The sequence below is a fragment of the Aliivibrio fischeri ATCC 7744 = JCM 18803 = DSM 507 genome (assembly GCF_023983475.1).
GTDB classification, from domain to species: Bacteria; Pseudomonadota; Gammaproteobacteria; order Enterobacterales; family Vibrionaceae; genus Aliivibrio; species Aliivibrio fischeri.
Genome location: NZ_CP092712.1, coordinates 2,483,601 through 2,501,872, shown reverse-complemented (window position 1 = coordinate 2,501,872; position 18,272 = coordinate 2,483,601). Strand labels below are relative to the sequence as shown.

The following is an 18,272-nucleotide window of genomic DNA, read 5'->3' as shown; positions in this document are numbered from 1 at the left end:
TGAATGCGGTTTGAAAACAATAATAGAACATCTGTCAGCCTGTTAGGGAAATGACTATAACGAGGTCAAAATGAGCAAACAAGTTAAAGCCCAAGTAGTTGTACTTGGTTCAGGTCCTGCTGGTTACTCTGCTGCTTTCCGTTGCGCAGATTTAGGTCTAGAAACAGTATTAATCGAGCGTTACAGCACTCTTGGTGGTGTATGTTTAAACGTGGGTTGTATTCCATCGAAAGCTCTTCTTCACGTATCTAAAGTAATCGAAGAAGCAAAAGCAATGGCTGAACACGGTGTTGTTTTTGGTGAACCACAAACTGATATTAACAAGATCCGTATCTGGAAAGATAAAGTTGTAACTCAACTGACTGGCGGCCTTGGTGGTATGGCTAAGATGCGTAACGTTACTGTAGTAAATGGCTACGGTAAATTTACAGGCCCTAACACAATCGAAGTTGAAGGCGAAGAAAACACAACAGTTACTTTTGATAACGCTATCATTGCAGCTGGTTCTCGTCCGATTAAACTTCCGTTCATTCCGCATGAAGACCCACGTATTTGGGATTCAACTGATGCGCTAGAACTAAAAGAAGTACCAGAAAAATTACTGATTATGGGCGGTGGTATCATCGGTCTTGAAATGGGTACGGTTTACCACTCTTTAGGCTCTAAAGTTGAAGTGGTTGAGATGTTTGATCAAGTTATCCCTGCAGCGGATAAAGACATCGTTAAAGTGTACACAAAACGCATTAAAGACAAATTCAAGCTAATGCTTGAGACAAAAGTAACAGCTGTTGAAGCAAAAGAAGACGGTATCTACGTTTCAATGGAAGGCAAAAAAGCACCAGCTGAAGCTGAGCGTTACGATGCGGTTCTTGTTGCTATCGGTCGTGTACCAAACGGTAAACTTATCGATGCTGAAAAAGCAGGTATCGAAGTTGATGAGCGTGGTTTCATCAATGTTGATAAGCAAATGCGTACTAACGTTGCTCACATTCATGCGATCGGTGATGTTGTTGGTCAACCAATGCTTGCTCACAAAGGTGTGCATGAAGGTCACGTAGCGGCTGAAGTTATTTCTGGTAAGAAGCACTACTTCGATCCTAAAGTAATTCCTTCAATTGCTTACACTGAGCCAGAAGTTGCTTGGGTTGGTAAAACAGAGAAAGAAGCAAAAGAAGAAGGCCTAAACTTTGAAGTTGCTACTTTCCCATGGGCTGCATCAGGTCGTGCAATCGCATCTGATTGTGCTGATGGTATGACTAAGCTTATCTTTGATAAAGAAACTCACCGTGTAATTGGTGGTGCTATCGTTGGTACAAACGGTGGTGAACTTCTTGGTGAAATCGGCCTAGCAATCGAAATGGGTTGTGATGCAGAAGATATCGCTCTTACTATCCACGCTCACCCAACTCTACATGAATCTGTGGGTCTAGCTGCGGAAGTATTTGAAGGTTCAATCACTGACCTTCCAAACAAAAAAGCAGTTAAAAAGAAAAAATAATTCTGACGCATTTGTTAAGACATAAAAAAACCGCTGAGAAATCAGCGGTTTTTTATTATTATCATTTCCTGATTTGACCCCAATAAAGTGGACACTCGATCACGAGGATTGAGTGACATGAAAATCAAATCACAACGAAAGTTTTCTAATGAGTTCAAAAGAAACGCAGTTCAACAGTCATTAGACTCTCCAGATACAGTAAAATCAGTGGCGATCTCTATTGGGATCGCTCCTCAGCTATTGGTAAAATGGAGAAGCCAGATGACATCTAAAAAACACACAGTAGCGCCCATTCCTAATAAAGGCCCTGAAAAATCGCTAAAAGAACTAGAGCGTGAGGTTGTCGAACTTAAAAAACGCTTAGCAGATGCGGAGTTGGAGAACGATATCTTAAAAAAGGCGACGGCCTACTTCGAAAGACGAAGAGAATAAGATTTGAGTTTATTTCCAAGTACTCAAGCCCAGTAAGGCCGGTAGTAAAACTTTGTCGCTATCTTGATGTGTCCACTTCAGGGTATTATAAGTGGTTAAATAGAGAGCCTACGCTTCGCGATAGATATAACGCTGAATTGAAGTGTTTTTTAAAAGACGAAAGCGAACGTCAACACTGTGTCCCTGGCTATAGAAAACTCTATGAAGCCGCTATCTCTTATGGTTTTATTTGTAATAAGAAACGGATCCAACGTCTGCTTCAAAGTCTTGGTTATCGTTCCAGAGCGAGTAAGAAGAGGCATGGGTGTGCGCCTAAGCAGAAATTAGGCTTTCCAGCTTTTAATTTACTGGACCGAAAGTTTTCAGTATCACAGCCAAACAGGGTTTGGACTTCAGACATTACTCAGGTCCGATGTAGTGAGGGTTGGCAGTACTTATGTGTTGTATTAGACCTTTACTCAAGAAAGGTCATCAGTTGGTCGACGAGTAGGATTAACAACGCAGAGCTTGTAGTTCGTAGTTTAAAGAAGGCTTGGGAAAGACGTAGACCTGATGGTAGTCAATTGATGTTTCATTCAGACCAAGGAGTTCAGTATACGTCAGAGATGACGATGCGTTGGTTGTACAAGAGAGGAATAACAATCAGTATGTCCCGTAAAGGAAACTGTTGGGATAATGCTTGTTCAGAGAGTTTCTTTGCTCAGTATAAAAAGGAATGGATAAGCTGTTTAGGGCAACTATCAAGAGAAGAGATGACAATGCAAAGTCGACTTTATATCGATGGCTATTATAATCCGATAAGAAGGCATGGGACTCTAGGAGGAAAGAGCCCCATAGATTTTGAGTTAAGTAACTAAAACCCCGTGTCTACTTTTAAGGGGTCATATCATCCTGAATCCTGAATCCTGAATCCTGAATCTATTTATAAATACACAACATATTCAAGAAGCAATTTGCTGTTTCTTCCATTTCTTCAGATGAACTATTACGGTTAGCCTGAATGAAAACAGAGTAACAAATACCATGAAGCATTTTTGTTAGGTTTTCAGGGGTATGATCGTTACATACTTCGTTACGTTCAATACCTTCTTCAAACATAGTTTTGATAACTTGATTTGTATTTGAGTGAGTACTTAAGAAAAGAGGCCATACTTCATCACGAGTAGAGGTACTCCATTCAAACCATACTTTGATCCACTTATTACCAGTTTGAACACTGTCAATGATATTCAGAAGAAGAGTATTAAGGTTAGAACGAACATCAAGATCAAGAGAAATTGAATTATTGATGAATTGGTGAAATTCGTTTTCAACTTTATTTAATACATCATCAACAAGATCTTCTCTTGTTGGGAAGTAATTAAACACGGTAGCGACAGAGACCTGAGCGATTTCTGCAATATCAGCATGACCACCGCGACCGATGCCACGTTGTGAAAATACTTCAATTGCGATATCAAGTAATTGTTCTTTGCGCTTTTCTGGAGATAGCCTTGTTCTAGGCCTTTTTTGGATTGTATCCATTATATTTATATCCTTGCCAACAAATTATTATTTTATATAGGGTTTTATTATTATTATTCTCAATAACTTTACATAAGGCTGCTTATATATTCAACAGTTATTCAGCTGATCAATGAAATTTATGACGAACTTAAAGAATTTTTTTCAATATTGCATATATTTACGCAATAAATAGAAAGTGAAGTTTACATTTTGAATGTAGTTATTGCCAAGTGTTGATTATCTTTTTATGTCACTATAAACGCGTTAACAGCTCTTTCTTAATCTCAGTTGAGAAAAACTTTTATAATTACTCACGTTTCATTTTCTATTTTGCTGTAAACTGTGCAGGTCTAATCCTACTCTTAGTAGGTTCAACGAATAAGTGAGATAGTATGAAACATACAGTAGAGGTAATGATCTCGGAGCAAGAGGTCAACCAACGTGTAAAAGAACTAGGTCAACAAATTTCAGAACACTATAAAGATTCTGAAGGATTAGTAATGGTTGGCTTATTACGAGGTTCATTCGTATTCATGGCTGATTTAGCGCGAGCTATTGATGTGCCAATGACTGTAGACTTTATGACAGCATCAAGTTACGGCAACAATATGGAAAGTACTCGTGATGTACGAATCTTAAAAGATTTAGATGACGATATTAAAGGTAAAGATGTTCTTCTAGTTGAAGATATTATTGATACAGGTAATACGTTAAGTAAGGTTTGTGAGATCCTATCAATTCGTGAACCAAATTCAATTACGATTTGTACATTACTTGATAAACCTTCTCGTCGTGAAGTTGAAGTCAATGTTGATTGGATTGGTTTTTCAATCCCTGACGAATTTGTTGTTGGTGTGGGTATTGATTATGCTCAGAAGTACCGTAACTTATCGTATATCGGAAAAGTGGTACCGCAAGAATAATTTGAAAGCGGGTGTTCACGCATTACCGTTTTCTAATCTTGATGCTTAATAATGCTATTAAGTAGAAGAATAAAGCCAAAGAATCTTCATGTTCTTTGGCTTTTTTACTGATATAACTATTGGTTATTTTATATAGCGAAAGCTTCGGTTAGAAACATTTTTTTATTCCAATATTAGAATGAATGTTAAGTAAATAAAGTATTTCAATGTGTTTATTTTGTTTTTTAAATGTTTCAAATTTGTGGTTGAAAAATAATCGCTGGCGGTTACAATTTAACCGTAAATAAAATTTACATCTTACCTATTTAAAGAATTAATTTTACGTTTTAGGAGGTCAACATGATGGTTATTCATATGTACAAACAATGTTGTACCCCTAATACCTCGTTTGCATTTACGAGCGTTCGAAACGATTAATTAATTCGTAACCTTCTAAGGCTGCGAATATTGCGGCTATCTTTAGAAGGGTTCCTTTGTATATTCCTTTAGCATTAGTCGCAATATCTCTCACATATACATATTTGGAGAAATATTATGCGTCATTCAATATACCTACGTTTAGCGACTTTACTTATTAAAGCGGATTTAGCTCGTGAAGAGCGAGAGTGGAAACGTGCCGTACGTAAAGTACAATATGAAATTCCATGGGGAAATGAGTATTTACTAAAAGATATAGGTTTGCATCTTGATGGTCGAACTATCAGCGATCTTGAACAGCCTGTATTTAAAGCCGAGCGCCAAGTACGTCATCTTCGTCGACTCATACGCTTGAGAATAGCGACGTAATAAATAGCCAGAGAAAGTAAGTGGTGAATGCTTTCTCTGGCAACTTATATTATTTGTGTTTGTTATAATGCAGTGTATATATTTTTTATGATAAAAGGGAACGATATTATTTCCCTTTTATCATTCATCACCAACATTAGTAATATTAGACATTGCTGCTTGATATGATATTTCTAATGATTCACGACTATGACCTTTTACGCCAAGATCATTTAAAACGCCATCCCCCATGCCATACACAACACCATGAATTTGAACGTCTTGTCCACGTTCCCAAGCGTTTTGCATAATGGTTGAGTTACCTACGTTATATACTTGTTCTGCGACGTTAATTTCACATAACTTATCACCCCATTCTTCACGAGGTAATTTACCAAATACAGTTCTGTGTTTTAGGAATAAATCTCTAATATGTAGTAGCCAGTTGTTGATTAAGCCTAAAGGAGGATTATCAATAGCTGCATTTACACCACCACAGCCATAATGGCCACAAACAATAATATGTCTGATTTTTAAAACATCGACAGCATATTGAAGAACGGATAAGCAGTTTAAATCTGTATGAATAACTTGGTTTGCTACATTTCGATGTACAAATAGTTCGCCGGAATATAACCCAGTTAAACGTTCTGCTGGTACTCGACTATCTGAGCAACCTATCCATAAAAAACCTGGGTGTTGACCTTCTTCTAGTTTTGCAAAATATTCAGGGCGTTCTGCTTTTATTGATTTAGCCCATTTAGAATTATTCTCAAAAAGTTCTTTAATTTCTGGCATTTTAAATTTTTCATCCCTTAAATACATAAGAAGGAAGAGTATTACCTAAACTTCTTTCTGTTAAAAACCTCAACAGGTTTATTTACTATACACAATGTTACAATTTCAATCTGCTAAAAAATGCTTTTAAAAGTACTCATCTGACGAGTTCATGCTTTTAAAAATGGCTTTTTAGTCTTTATTTATAGTTAGAACATAAGTAGTAGTGATTAGTTCTAATTAACTATTATGAGAGATGAATAACATTTGTTAAATTAATGAGGTTAACGTGTTTATAAACAAGGAGCTAACGGTGTTTGGTCAACGGTTTGACAATATTAATTTAAAAGGGGATCTCTTTGGAGGGGTTACCACGGCCATAATATCGCTCCCTCTCGCACTGGCGTTTGGTGTGGCATCTGGTGCTGGAGCTGAGGCCGGTCTTTGGGGGGCGATAATGGTGGGGCTTTTTGCTTCATTATTTGGGGGCTCTTCAACGTTAATCTCTGAGCCAACAGGTCCCATGACCGTTATCATGACTGCTGTTTTAACTAGTATGGTAGCGAAATATCCTGAAACGGGTATGGCTATGACGTTTACTGTTGTAATGATGGCCGGTGCGTTCCAAATTTTACTCGGTACACTAAAACTGGGTAAATACATTACCTTGATGCCTTATAGTGTTATCTCTGGCTTTATGTCTGGTATCGGTATTATTCTTATCATTCTTCAACTTTCTCCTTTATTAGGGCATGCAGCACCTGCGGGGGGAGTTATCGGAACCTTATCTGCATTACCTGATACATTAGCTAACTTGGACATTAAAGAGTTATTTCTTGGGTTATTAACGCTTGGGGTTTTATTTTTATTTCCTGATAAATATCGAAAATACGTACCAGCTCAATTAGTGGCTCTTGTTGCGGTAACTCTGCTCTCTGTTCTCTTTTTTGATATGGAATCTATTCGTCGAATTGGTGAGATACCTGCCGGTCTACCTTCTCTGGTTATTCCAACCATTAATTTTGAAATGTTCACCACCATGGTTATTGACGCTTTGGTTCTTGGCACATTGGGTTGTATAGATACCTTGTTGACTGCCGTGATTGGTGACTCATTAACACGTAAGGAGCACGATTCAGATAAAGAGTTACGAGGCCAAGGTTTAGCGAATATGATCTCTGGCTTATTTGGTGCTTTACCTGGTGCTGGTGCTACTATGGGGACGGTAACTAATATTCAAGTTGGCGCTCGCTCACCGTTATCTGGGGTGTTTAGGGCAGCAGTGCTCGCTTTAGTCGTATTGGTTGCAGGTGGATTAACTGAACCTATTCCGATGGCGGTATTAGCTGGTATTGCTGTGTATGTCGGTTTTAATATTTTGGATTGGAGTTTTATTCAACGCGCTCATAAAGTTAGCTTTGCAGGCATGGCCATTATGTACGGTGTTATGTTATTAACCGTATTTGTTGATTTAATTGTGGCGGTTGGCCTTGGTGTATTTATCTCTAATATTATTATTATAGAGCGATTAAGCCGAGAGCAAGCAAGGCAAGTAAAAGCGATCAGCGATGCTGATGAAGATGATGTTCCTTTAACGGACAGTGAAAAAGCACTATTAGATAAAGCCAATGGAAAAGTACTCTTCTTTTACTTATCGGGCCCAATGATATTCAGTGTGTCTAAAGCCATTTCAAGACAGCACAGCAGTATTTCTGATTATGAAGTCATGATACTTGATTTAACCGATGTGCCTATGATTGATGTGACCGTTGGGTTGGCGTTAGAGAATGCGATTAATGATGCATTAGATGCAGATTGTAAAGTGTACTTATTATGTCCCAATGAGCAAACGAAAGAACAGTTAGAGAAGTTTCATGTTACGGATTTAATTCCGAGTGAGAACACCTATAAATTTCGTTATGAAGCGCTTAAGTCTGCAATAAAATATGTTTCACCGAATGAAGAGTAACGTATTAGCTTAATTGGAATAAATCAAACCGTAGGGTGAATCACTCTGCGGTTTTTTTATTATTCATTAAAGACGCGAATTTGCATTCATCGTAATTTAACGATAATCTAGATCAATTATTAGATATTTACTTCCAGATAATAGGTAAATAAATGTACGCATTAGAAATTGAACAATTAAGAAAAACCTATTCAGGTGGTTTTGAAGCTCTAAAAGGAGTGAGCTTAACCGTTGAAAAAGGAGATTTTTATGCCTTACTTGGTCCTAATGGGGCAGGAAAGTCGACGACAATAGGTGTCATTAGCTCTTTGGTAAACAAAACATCAGGCCAAGTACAAGTATTTGGTTATGACATTGATACCCAACTAGTACAGGCAAAGCAGCAAATAGGCTTGGTACCACAAGAGTTTAATTTCAATCCATTTGAAACCGTGTTGCAAATTGTAATTCAACAAGCGGGTTATTATGGTGTATCTCGTACATTAGCAAAAGAGAGAGCTCAAAAATATTTAACTCAGTTGGATCTGTGGGAAAAAAGAAATGATCGTGCACGTAACTTATCTGGAGGTATGAAACGTCGCTTAATGATTGCTCGTGCTTTAATGCATGAACCTAAATTATTAATTCTTGATGAACCAACAGCTGGTGTTGATATTGAGCTTCGTCGTTCTATGTGGGAGTTTCTAAAGCAAATTAATGAACAAGGAGTGACGATCATATTAACTACGCACTATCTTGAAGAAGCTGAAATGCTTTGTCGAAATATAGGAATTATTAATAAAGGTGAGGTAATAGAGAATACCTCAATGAAGTCATTATTGAATAAACTTCAAGTTGAAACCTTTATTTTGGATCTTGCTGAAAATAGCCCTGTTCCTGTTTTAGACGGTGCAAAAATAACCAGTTGTAAAGATGGCTCTATTGAAGTTGAAATTGATAAATCTCAGGGACTTAATTACCTTTTTGAGCAGTTAAATCATCAAGGTATTAATGTGCTCTCTATGAGGAATAAAGCAAATCGATTAGAAGAATTGTTTGTTAGTATTGTTCGTTCAGGAGAAGCAAAATAATGATGAATTTATATTGAACAGCATTTAAAAGCCTTATCTCAAAAGAAATAAACCGTTTTGTTCGTATTTGGGTTCAAACATTAGTTCCACCAGCAATAACCATGACGCTCTATTTCATTATTTTTGGTAATTTAATTGGGTCACGCATTGGTGAAATGAGTGGCTTTAGTTATATGGAATATATTGTTCCTGGTTTGATCATGATGTCAGTTATAACTAACTCATATTCAAATGTAGCTTCTTCTTTCTTTAGTTCTAAGTTTCAAAAGAACATAGAAGAGTTACTTGTGGCTCCTGTACCTAACTACATTATTATCGCAGGATTTGTTGGTGGTGGTGTTGTTCGAGGCTTGTTGGTTGGTGCATTAGTTACTTGTGTGTCTCTATTTTTCGTTGATATTCAAATTGCTCATCTTGGCGTGATCATGCTGACGGTATTAATGACATCCATTGTTTTTTCATTGGGTGGATTGATTAATGCCGTTTTTGCTAGAACATTTGATGACATTAGTATTATCCCAACGTTTGTATTAACGCCATTAACGTATTTAGGTGGTGTTTTTTACTCGATAAGTCTATTGCCTGAATTTTGGCAAGGGGTTTCTAAGTTAAACCCGATAGTTTATATGGTAAATGCGTTCCGTTACGGTTTCTTAGGTGTCTCTGATGTTGGGATCGGTACGGCATTTGCTGTGTTGTCTGTGTTTATTATTGCTTTATATAGTATTGCTTGGCACCTGGTCTCTAAGGGGATTGGCTTAAGAAGTTAATCGCTACATTACTATTATATGTTACATGTAAAATCATAGATGAAAAAAGGGCTGAAGATAGTGATTATCTTCAGCCCTTTTATTTTTCTTTTAGAAAAGATTACTCTTCTTCGTCGCTCGATGTCGCCGATAATTCAACAACTAAGTTATCAATTAAACGAACTTGACCAAGGAAGGCTGCCATTAGAATAACGGCTTGAGTTGTCTCTTCTGTTGGTTCTTGTAGCGTTCTTGCATCACGAATGAAGATCTCATCCGGTTGCAGATCCGCTGCGCGTAGTTGATCACTAGCATCTTCAATTAGAGATAGATAATCATTACGGCCGCCACGCATTTGGCTACTGATCCAACGCATAGTGCGAGCTAAAACTGGTGCACGCTGACGTTCATTAAGTGTTAATAGGTTATTGCGTGAGCTCATTGCCAATCCATCCATTTCACGAACGGTTGGTACGCCAACGATTTCAACATCTAACGCCATATCGATAACCATTTGACGAATAAGCGCAAGCTGTTGGAAATCTTTTTCACCAAAGCAAGCAACATCAGGTTGAACAATATTGAATAGCTTATTAACAACCGTCGAAACACCTTTAAAGTGACCTGGACGAGAAGCACCTTCTAAAATGGTAGAGATAACAGGAACATCAACAGTTGTTTGTTTCTCTAATCCTTCTGGGTACATGATCTCAGGTGTTGGTGTGAAGACAAGATCAACGTTTTCAGAAGTAAGTTTTTCAACATCTTCGTCCATTGTTCTTGGGTAGTTAGTTAGGTCATCAACATTGTTAAATTGCATCGGATTAACAAAAATACTAGCAACAACAATATCAGCATGTTCGCGAGCTGTGCGAATTAGGGTTAAATGACCTTCGTGCAGATTTCCCATTGTTGGTACGAAAGCAATGCGTTTACCTTCGCGTTTCCAAGTTTTGATCTGCTCGCGTAATGGTAAAATTTCAGAAAAAATGTCCATTACGTTTCCTTAGTTAAATGTATGTTCAGCAGCAGGGAATGTACCTTGCTCAACATCTTGAATATATTTAGTGACGGCTTTACGCATATCACCAGTTTCTGCCAAAAAGTTTTTAGAGAATTTAGGCATGTAGTTAGCTGAAATACCAAACATATCGTGCATTACAAGGATCTGACCATCCGTTGCATTGCCTGCACCAATACCAATAACAGGAACGGTACATGCTTTTGTAATGCGTTCAGCAAGAGAAGCAGGAACACATTCTAATAGAATAATTTGAGCACCAGCAGCTTCAAGTGTTAGTGCATCTTTTACCATTTGCTCTGCTTTAGCTTCATCACGGCCTTGAATGCGGAATCCACCAAAAATATTAACTGATTGAGGTGTTAAACCAAGGTGTGCACAAACCGGTACAGCGCGCTCAGCAAGGATGCGAACGGTTTCAGCTATCCATTCTCCGCCTTCAATTTTTACCATGTTAGCGCCTGCTTGCATTAGCTTGCCTGCATTTTCACACGCTTGTTCTGGAGTAGCATAGCTCATGAATGGCATATCAGCCATAACTAAACTATTTGGGCTACCAGCACGCACACAGCGAGTATGGTAAGCGATCTCTTCAGTGGTTACAGGTAGCGTGTCACTCTTACCTTGTAAAACCATACCTAATGAATCACCGACTAATAGAACAGGGACTTCTTGCTGTTCAAATAGTTGTGCGAAGCTAGCATCATATGCTGTAACAGTGGCAAATTTTTTGCCTTCTTGCTTCCACTTCATTAAGTCATGAATAGAGATTTTTTTCATAAAACATCCTTACTAGAAGCGATTAATCTTCCCAAATAGACAAACCATTTCTATCGACAGTTTTTAGTAACTGAGAGAGGGTTGTGCCATCAGGTAAAGTTAAATCATTATAAATTTCAGCGAGCGGATAAAGAACAAATTCACGTTCTTTCATGCCGTAATGAGGCACGGTTAATCGCTCATTGTCGATCGTTTGATCGCCAAATAAAATAATATCGAGATCTAAAGTTCTTGGTCCCCAGCGCTCTTCCTTACGCACACGACCTTGCTCAAGCTCAATCTTTTGAGTGAGATCCAGTAATTCCATTGGAGCAAGGTTGGTTTCAATCTCAACAACTGCGTTAATGTAGTCAGGTTGATCTTGAGGGCCCATAGGTGAGCTGCTGTAAAGCGACGATACCGCTGTTACTTTAGAGTCCGGGAGCTGGTGCAGGGCATTGATAGCCACTTTTGCTTGAGCTACGGGATCTCCAAGGTTACTCCCAATCGCAATAATTACTTTGATCATGAGTCGTTATTTGCTCTTTTTTTCTTACGATATGGGCTGCGACGCTTACGAGGTCCACCAGAGCGGCGACCACCGTTTAAATTTTGAACCATATTGTTTCGATGTGGTGCTGGTGCATCTTGGAACTCAGTCCACCAGTCACATAAATCTTTAGTTTCGCCGCCTTCAACTTTGCCGCGCATTTCTAAGAAATCATAAGCGGCACGGAATTTTTGTTGTTCAATAAGTACAAAAGCTCGTTTACCTGTGCGACGAGGTAAGCGTAATTGAAGTTGCCAAATATCACGAATTGTTGCAGTTAAGCGACGTGGGATCGCAGTGCTTCTTACTTGAGTATCAAGAATTAGATTAGATGCTTCCATTATTGATTCGTAGTGATCAAATTTTGGATTGTCATCTTGGATTTCTTGCGCTTTTGCCGTTAATGGATACCAAAGCATTGCAGCAAACATAAACGCAGGGTTTACACGCTTACCGCTGTTAATTCGCTTATCTGTAGAGCGTAATACAAGCTCGATCATTTGTTCAGCTGGGCTATTTCCTTCTTCAGTTAAGAAAGGAGTTAGCACAGGGAACAATTGTTGGAAAAGATTAAAATCTCGTAGCATCCAGTAAGTGTTTAATCCATTACCTGTTTGCAGTAGTTTTAATGACTCTTCAAATAATCGAGCAGCAGGAATGTCTCTAAGTAGAGGTGAAAGCTCAGCAATAGGTGCTGCTGTTTTATCACAAATAGTCATATCTAATTTTGCAGCAAAACGAACTGCACGAAGCATACGGACTGGGTCTTCGCGATAACGAGTTTCTGGATCACCAATTAAACGGATAATGCCATTTTTTAAATCTTCAATGCCGTTAGCGTAATCGTGTATCGAGTAGTCTGCGATATTGTAGTACATCGCATTAACCGTAAAATCACGACGCTCAGCATCTTCTTCTACTGTGCCATATACGTTATCGCGTAGTAGCATCCCTTCGTCAGATTGAGCTGAGATATTCTTTTTCTCATTCTCTTCTTTGTGGTGACCACGGAAGGTGGCAACTTCAATAACATCTCGACCAAAAAGAATATGAGCAAGACGGAATCGTCGACCAATTAAACGACAGTTTCTGAATAGTTTTTTGATTTGCTCTGGAGTTGCATTGGTTGCAATATCAAAGTCCTTAGGCTCTTGACCTAATAAGATATCGCGCACACCTCCGCCTACCAGATAAGCGTCATATCCAGCATTACTTAGACGGTAAAGAACTTTAAGTGCATTATCACTCAAATCTTTACGTGAAATATTATGTTCTTGGCGTGTGATAACGTTCAGTTTCAAATCCTCTGTTGAGCAAATATCACTGTTGTTTTTGAGTAAATTACGACAAAAACGGGCAACTTGATTAAAGATAATAACCTCGATATTCAAGTGAGCAGTCAAAAATAGGCGCACATCATAGCTTAAATTGAGGGTTTTGAGAATGGGGTAGTGATCTCGAGCCCAGTTGGAAGCTGATTTAATTGCCAATGTTGGATTGCCCATTGAAGAATTTCATTCAATGTAGCTTGTTTTACTTCTAATGGAATTATAAACCCTAAAAATGCTAATGCAGCTAATAGTGTTGGTTTAGGGGTACTATTATCAATAGCGGGTGCATAGTTTTGTTTAGAAAGTTTATTACCTTTTTCATCAACAGCAAGGGGTAAATGAAGGTAGCTAACTTCATTCGCACCCAGTTGACGGTAAAGTGATATTTGGCGTCCTGTCGGTTCAATGAGATCGGCACCGCGGACCACTTCGGTAACTCCTTGGTCTATATCATCAAGAACCACGGCGAGATTATAAGCAAACAATCCATCTCGACGTTTAATAATAAAGTCTTCTTGTGCAAGTTGGCTTGGGATTGTAATCGTGCCATGTTTAATATCATTAAATGATTCAACAGGATGTTGCATAACCAAACGAACAGCGGAATTTTTTTCTGAATGGAGCTTATCTTTGCAGTGACCTAAATAAAAACCACCGTCTTCTTTTATTTGTTTACGTGTGCACTGGCAATAATAAGCGTTGTTTTCTTGCAGCCATTTATCTATTTGAGATTGATATAAATCGTGTCGTTGACTTTGGTATACAATTTCTTCGTCCCATTCTAGACCGTAATTCTCTATGGTTTGAATGATTAAGGAAGCGGCGCCTGGTACTTCTCTTGGTGGGTCAAGATCTTCAATACGAAGGAGCCATTTTCCTTGATGAGATTTAGCTTGTAAGTAGCTCCCTAGCGCTGCAACAAGAGAGCCAAAGTGTAATGGACCAGAAGGTGATGGTGCAAAACGACCAATGTATTGAGTTGTCATAAATATTCACTATTTAAACGTAAAAAAGGGAGCTAATGCTCCCTTTTTTATGATTTGATAGGTATTAACCTGCCATTTGCTTTTCTTTGATTTCTGCAAGAGTTTTACAGTCAATACAAAGATCAGCAGTTGGACGTGCTTCTAATCGACGAATACCGATTTCAACACCACAAGAATCACAGAAGCCGAATTCTTCTTCTTCGATTTTTGTTAGTGTTTTCTCAATTTTCTTAATTAAACGGCGCTCACGGTCACGATTACGCAGTTCTAAACTAAATTCTTCTTCTTGAGCCGCGCGATCAACTGGATCTGGAAAGTTCGCTGCTTCATCTTTCATGTGGTTCACAGTGCGTGCAACTTCTTCCCTAAGTTGGTTACGCCAAGCTTCTAGAATCTTTGTAAAGTGTTCAACTTGGGCTGGGCCCATGTATTCCTCACCGGCTTTTTCCTGATAAGGTTCAACACCAGCGATAGCTAGAATTCCTAGCGTTCTTTTTGTATTGCTCTCTGGCATTACAGCTTCTCCTAAAACGTCTTTGACTCTCACTAGCCAAATGAGGGCGCTATCTATAGCAGAAAGAAAAGAGGCAATCAAATATTGATTTCATCAATTGAGATCCAGTAGCAAGAACGTAGCACTTTTCTTAAAAAGAATGTATTTATTACACTAGTGAAGTGACTAAATACTAAAAGGTAGCTTGCGTACGATCTTCATCTCTTTTGATGACATCTCTGCTTGGTAGCAGAGAATATTGACCCCATTTTCAATCGCATCAATTAATAAAGAATGATATTGCTGGTCTATATGGTGTGCGATTGAGACTTTTTCAATACCTGAATGTAAAACAGCGAAAAATAATATGGCTTTATGGCCAAGTTGTGCCATTTCGCTTAATCCCCTTAAGTGTTTTTGGCCTCGAGTTGTAACGGCATCAGGAAAGAAACCTTGCCCCGATTCACTTAATAATGTGACGCTCTTCACTTCAATATAGCAGTCAGGTAACGATTTACCAGTAAGTAAAATATCAATTCGACTGTTCTCTGAGCCGTATTTTACTTCGGTTTTTAGCTCGTCATATTCAGTCAGTTCTTTTATGTTCTGCTCTTGAATCGCCTCGACAACTAATTGATTAGCTCGAAGGGTATTAACGCATATTGTGTGATTGTTTTCTGTGACGCTGAGCTCCCAACTGTTAGGGTATTTGCGCTTGAGATTACTGGATGTTGAAAAAAACACCGTACTGTCAGGTTCTGCACAGCCAGTCATTGCCCCAGTGTTAGCACAATGAATCGTGCGTTCACTATTATCTTCAAGTTTAATATCAGCTAAAAAGCGTTTATAGCGTTTTATCAGCTTCCCAGATTCTAATTCAGGTTCAAATTTCATTTAACTACTGTTTTTTTGTACAATGGTTTAATTCGAGATAATGCCATAAGGCGAACCCATTGTCACAGTTACCTATTGAAACAGTGATCCCATCACTGATTGAGAAATTAAAGCACCACTCTCAGCTTATATTAAAAGCGTCGACAGGTGCTGGTAAGTCTACTTTTTTGCCGCTTACTTTATTAAGAGAGAATCTGATTGACGGCAAAATTATTATGTTAGAGCCAAGGCGCTTAGCTGCCCGTAATATTGCGAATTACTTAGCATCTCAATTAGGTGAAAAGGTGGGGGAACAGGTTGGTTTTAGAGTGCGTGGTGAAGCAAAGGTCAGCTCTAAAACTCGTTTGGAGATTGTGACAGAAGGGATCATGACTCGTATGATTCAGTCTGATCCTGAATTATCAGGCGTAGGGTTACTTATTTTTGATGAATACCATGAAAGAAGCATTCACGCAGATACTTCTTTAGCTTTTGCTCTGGAAGTCCAAGAGGCTCTGAGGGAAGATCTTAAATTATTGGTGATGTCAGCAACATTAGATCAGGCAGCACTGCAAAAATTATTACCGAATGCGGCCTATTTAGAGTCAGACGGTCGTTTATTTCCAGTTGAAACACGTTATCAGCCATTAAAAGCGAATCAAAAATTACTTGATGCAACAGAGAATGCTATTCGACAAACTTTGATTAATGAAACTGGCTCAATTTTGGTTTTTCTTTCTGGAGTCGGGGAGATTAAACAACTGGAAGAAAGGTTAAGTGATCTTTCATCAGAGGTGATTCTTGCTCCTTTGTATGGTCAACTGGAAATAAGAAAGCAACAACAAGCATTAATACCTGCACCAATAGGACAAAGAAAAGTTGTACTTGCAACGAATATCGCTGAAACCAGTTTAACGATTGAAGGTGTTCGAGTCGTTATCGATAGTGGGTATGAAAATAAGGCGAGCTTTGATGCGAAAACAGGAATTACAAAATTAGAAAAAAGGCGTATAGCACAATCAGCATCAGAGCAAAGAAAAGGACGAGCAGGACGTTTAGAATCAGGTGTCTGCATTCAACTGTACAGTGAGTCGCAATTCAAACAACAAGCGTTAGTTCCTACCCCTGAAATTGAATCGTCAGATCTTAGTTCTTTGATTGTAGAGTTAGCCAAGTGGGGAGTGACACAACCCTCGGATTTACAATGGTTAACATTGCCACCCAATTCTAATGTTCAACAAGCAAAAGAATTGTTAAAACAATTGGGACAACTTGATACCCAAGGACAATTGACAGTGCTTGGTGAACAATCACAACATTTAGGAATGGATCCTCGACTTTCTAGGATATTGCTTCGTGCAAAGGAAATGTCATTGGCTCATCTAAATACGGCATTATTTCTTTTGCCGATTATTGAAGAGCCTGCTCAGTCGATAAAGTCAAAAGACGTAAGTTACCACCTTTCTTTGCTGCTAGATGGGAAGTATCCGAAATCAAATTATTATCATCAAAGAGCTCACCGATTAGCTAAAATACTCTTAGTTAATGAAGATAAAGAATTGGCATCACCTACTTATGTAGGAGAAGTATTAGTTAATGGTTTTCCCGATAGACTTGCAATGGCTAAAGGTAACTCTGGTCAATTTCAATTATCTAATGGGCATGGGGTTCAAGTTGATGAACTAGAAAATCTTGCTCAAAGTGATTATTTGGTGGTGGTTGATTTATTAAAAGGCGTAAATAACCGCAGTCAGGTTTTACTTGGTGCTTCTTTAACACTGTCATCACTTTTAGACTCCTGTTCTGATTTACTATCTGAAGTAGAGTATGTTGATTGGGATGAAAAAAATGGTCGCATGCTTGCCGAACAACGGACTCAATTAGGGGCGTTGGTGATTAAGCGTCAACTAATAAAGTCACCAGATGAAAGTAAAATATCAGAAGCATTGCTACGCATGGTTCAGAGACAAGGATTATCTAGCTTAAATTGGAGTGACACAGTAGAAGCATTTCATTCTCGTTTGCTATGTGCATCGATATGGTTGCCTGAATTGGGTTTACCTTTGTTAGATGAAACCCATTTATTAAATGATGTCGATAAGTGGCTGCAACCTTTTATGAATCACATCAAAAGTGATAAACAACTAAAAGCACTGAACATTATGGAAGTGCTAGAGGCTTATGTTGGTTGGAATAATATGCAGTTAATTAATGAATATTTACCTAATCATTACGTATTACCGACAGGAACAAAAGCAAAGATACAGTATCAATTACAATCAGAACCTAAGATCTCAGTTCGAATGCAAGAAGTATATGGAGAGGCTGAAACGCCATTATTAGCAAAAGGAACAAAGAAACTAATGATGGAGCTATTGTCACCAGCGCAAAGACCATTACAAACAACAAGCGATCTTGCTGGTTTTTGGCAAGGTTCTTATAAAGAAGTACAAAAAGAGATGAAAGGACGTTATCCAAAGCATATTTGGCCAGATGATCCTGCAACACATCAAGCAACCAAAAAAACAAAACGTCACTTTAACTAATATTCATAATTAAAAAGATTTCTC

At 38.4% G+C, this 18,272-nt stretch carries 17 protein-coding genes; 8 read left to right on the top strand and 9 right to left on the bottom strand.

What is annotated here, in order from left to right; translation table 11 throughout:
* Nucleotides 1–70 precede the first annotated feature (70 nt).
* Both lpdA and AVFI_RS11450 read left to right on the top strand, forming a co-directional pair.
* Nucleotides 71–1,498 (top strand): dihydrolipoyl dehydrogenase, encoded by a 1,428-nt coding sequence (gene lpdA, locus AVFI_RS11455; protein ID WP_005420880.1) that lies wholly within the window; start codon nucleotides 71–73, stop codon nucleotides 1,496–1,498.
* 117 nt (nucleotides 1,499–1,615) lie between these two features.
* Nucleotides 1,616–2,787, top strand: a protein-coding gene (locus AVFI_RS11450) for an IS3 family transposase (RefSeq protein ID WP_139073841.1) whose coding sequence is annotated in 2 segments (ribosomal slippage) — nucleotides 1,616–1,886 and nucleotides 1,886–2,787 — 1,173 coding nt in all. Because the reading frame shifts where the segments join, the coding sequence is not laid out codon by codon here.
* 61 nt (nucleotides 2,788–2,848) lie between these two features.
* Here the strand turns inward: AVFI_RS11450 and AVFI_RS11445 are convergent.
* Nucleotides 2,849–3,454 (bottom strand): TetR/AcrR family transcriptional regulator, encoded by a 606-nt coding sequence (locus AVFI_RS11445; RefSeq protein ID WP_011262617.1) that lies wholly within the window; start codon nucleotides 3,452–3,454, stop codon nucleotides 2,849–2,851.
* 374 nt (nucleotides 3,455–3,828) lie between these two features.
* Between AVFI_RS11445 and hpt the strand changes: the two genes are divergently transcribed.
* Both hpt and AVFI_RS11435 read left to right on the top strand, forming a co-directional pair.
* On the top strand, nucleotides 3,829–4,359 hold the full coding sequence (hpt, locus tag AVFI_RS11440) for a hypoxanthine phosphoribosyltransferase (RefSeq protein ID WP_054776181.1): 531 nt from the start codon (nucleotides 3,829–3,831) through the stop codon (nucleotides 4,357–4,359).
* Between the two features lie 534 nt (nucleotides 4,360–4,893).
* Complete coding sequence (locus tag AVFI_RS11435) at nucleotides 4,894–5,145, top strand: hypothetical protein (RefSeq protein WP_005420873.1); 252 nt, start codon at nucleotides 4,894–4,896, stop codon at nucleotides 5,143–5,145.
* A 120-nt stretch (nucleotides 5,146–5,265) separates the two neighbouring features.
* Here AVFI_RS11435 and can read toward each other — a convergent pair whose 3' ends face one another.
* Nucleotides 5,266–5,922, bottom strand: a complete 657-nt coding sequence (gene can, locus AVFI_RS11430) for a carbonate dehydratase (protein WP_012533718.1) — start codon at nucleotides 5,920–5,922, stop codon at nucleotides 5,266–5,268.
* A gap of 292 nt (nucleotides 5,923–6,214) precedes the next feature.
* Between can and AVFI_RS11425 the strand changes: the two genes are divergently transcribed.
* From AVFI_RS11425 to AVFI_RS11415, 3 genes are all read left to right on the top strand, one after another.
* Nucleotides 6,215–7,870, top strand: a complete 1,656-nt coding sequence (locus tag AVFI_RS11425; RefSeq protein WP_054776182.1) for a SulP family inorganic anion transporter — start codon at nucleotides 6,215–6,217, stop codon at nucleotides 7,868–7,870.
* A gap of 152 nt (nucleotides 7,871–8,022) precedes the next feature.
* Nucleotides 8,023–8,940 carry an ABC transporter ATP-binding protein gene (locus tag AVFI_RS11420; RefSeq protein WP_054776183.1) on the top strand — a complete coding sequence of 306 codons (918 nt, stop codon included), beginning with the start codon at nucleotides 8,023–8,025 and terminating at the stop codon, nucleotides 8,938–8,940.
* A gap of 35 nt (nucleotides 8,941–8,975) precedes the next feature.
* Complete coding sequence (locus AVFI_RS11415) at nucleotides 8,976–9,710, top strand: ABC transporter permease (RefSeq protein ID WP_188863888.1); 735 nt, start codon at nucleotides 8,976–8,978, stop codon at nucleotides 9,708–9,710.
* A gap of 100 nt (nucleotides 9,711–9,810) precedes the next feature.
* On the opposite strand, the gene panC is transcribed toward AVFI_RS11415, so the two are convergent.
* The 7 genes from panC to sfsA form a co-directional block, all read right to left on the bottom strand.
* Nucleotides 9,811–10,686 (bottom strand): pantoate--beta-alanine ligase, encoded by an 876-nt coding sequence (panC, locus tag AVFI_RS11410; RefSeq protein WP_012532890.1) that lies wholly within the window; start codon nucleotides 10,684–10,686, stop codon nucleotides 9,811–9,813.
* Between the two features lie 9 nt (nucleotides 10,687–10,695).
* Nucleotides 10,696–11,490: a 3-methyl-2-oxobutanoate hydroxymethyltransferase gene (gene panB / locus AVFI_RS11405; RefSeq protein WP_012533595.1), complete on the bottom strand. Its 795-nt coding sequence runs from the start codon at nucleotides 11,488–11,490 to the stop codon at nucleotides 10,696–10,698.
* Nucleotides 11,491–11,512: 22 nt separating this feature from the next.
* Entirely contained in the window at nucleotides 11,513–11,998 is a 486-nt protein-coding gene (gene folK, locus AVFI_RS11400; protein WP_005420858.1) for a 2-amino-4-hydroxy-6-hydroxymethyldihydropteridine diphosphokinase, read from the bottom strand.
* A complete protein-coding gene (gene pcnB, locus AVFI_RS11395) occupies nucleotides 11,995–13,422 on the bottom strand; it encodes a polynucleotide adenylyltransferase PcnB (RefSeq protein WP_035457698.1) in 1,428 nt (475 codons plus the stop codon). Before pcnB ends, folK begins: the two co-directional genes overlap by 4 nt.
* A 20-nt stretch (nucleotides 13,423–13,442) precedes the next feature.
* Nucleotides 13,443–14,336: a tRNA glutamyl-Q(34) synthetase GluQRS gene (gene gluQRS / locus AVFI_RS11390; RefSeq protein WP_005420853.1), complete on the bottom strand. Its 894-nt coding sequence runs from the start codon at nucleotides 14,334–14,336 to the stop codon at nucleotides 13,443–13,445.
* Between the two features lie 64 nt (nucleotides 14,337–14,400).
* Nucleotides 14,401–14,850 carry an RNA polymerase-binding protein DksA gene (dksA, locus tag AVFI_RS11385; RefSeq protein ID WP_005420851.1) on the bottom strand — a complete coding sequence of 150 codons (450 nt, stop codon included), beginning with the start codon at nucleotides 14,848–14,850 and terminating at the stop codon, nucleotides 14,401–14,403.
* Nucleotides 14,851–15,015: 165 nt separating this feature from the next.
* Entirely contained in the window at nucleotides 15,016–15,723 is a 708-nt protein-coding gene (gene sfsA, locus AVFI_RS11380) for a DNA/RNA nuclease SfsA (protein ID WP_054776184.1), read from the bottom strand.
* Nucleotides 15,724–15,782: 59 nt separating this feature from the next.
* On the opposite strand from sfsA, the gene hrpB reads away from it, so the two are divergent.
* Nucleotides 15,783–18,248 (top strand): ATP-dependent helicase HrpB, encoded by a 2,466-nt coding sequence (hrpB, locus tag AVFI_RS11375; RefSeq protein WP_188863886.1) that lies wholly within the window; start codon nucleotides 15,783–15,785, stop codon nucleotides 18,246–18,248.
* Nucleotides 18,249–18,272 lie beyond the last annotated feature (24 nt).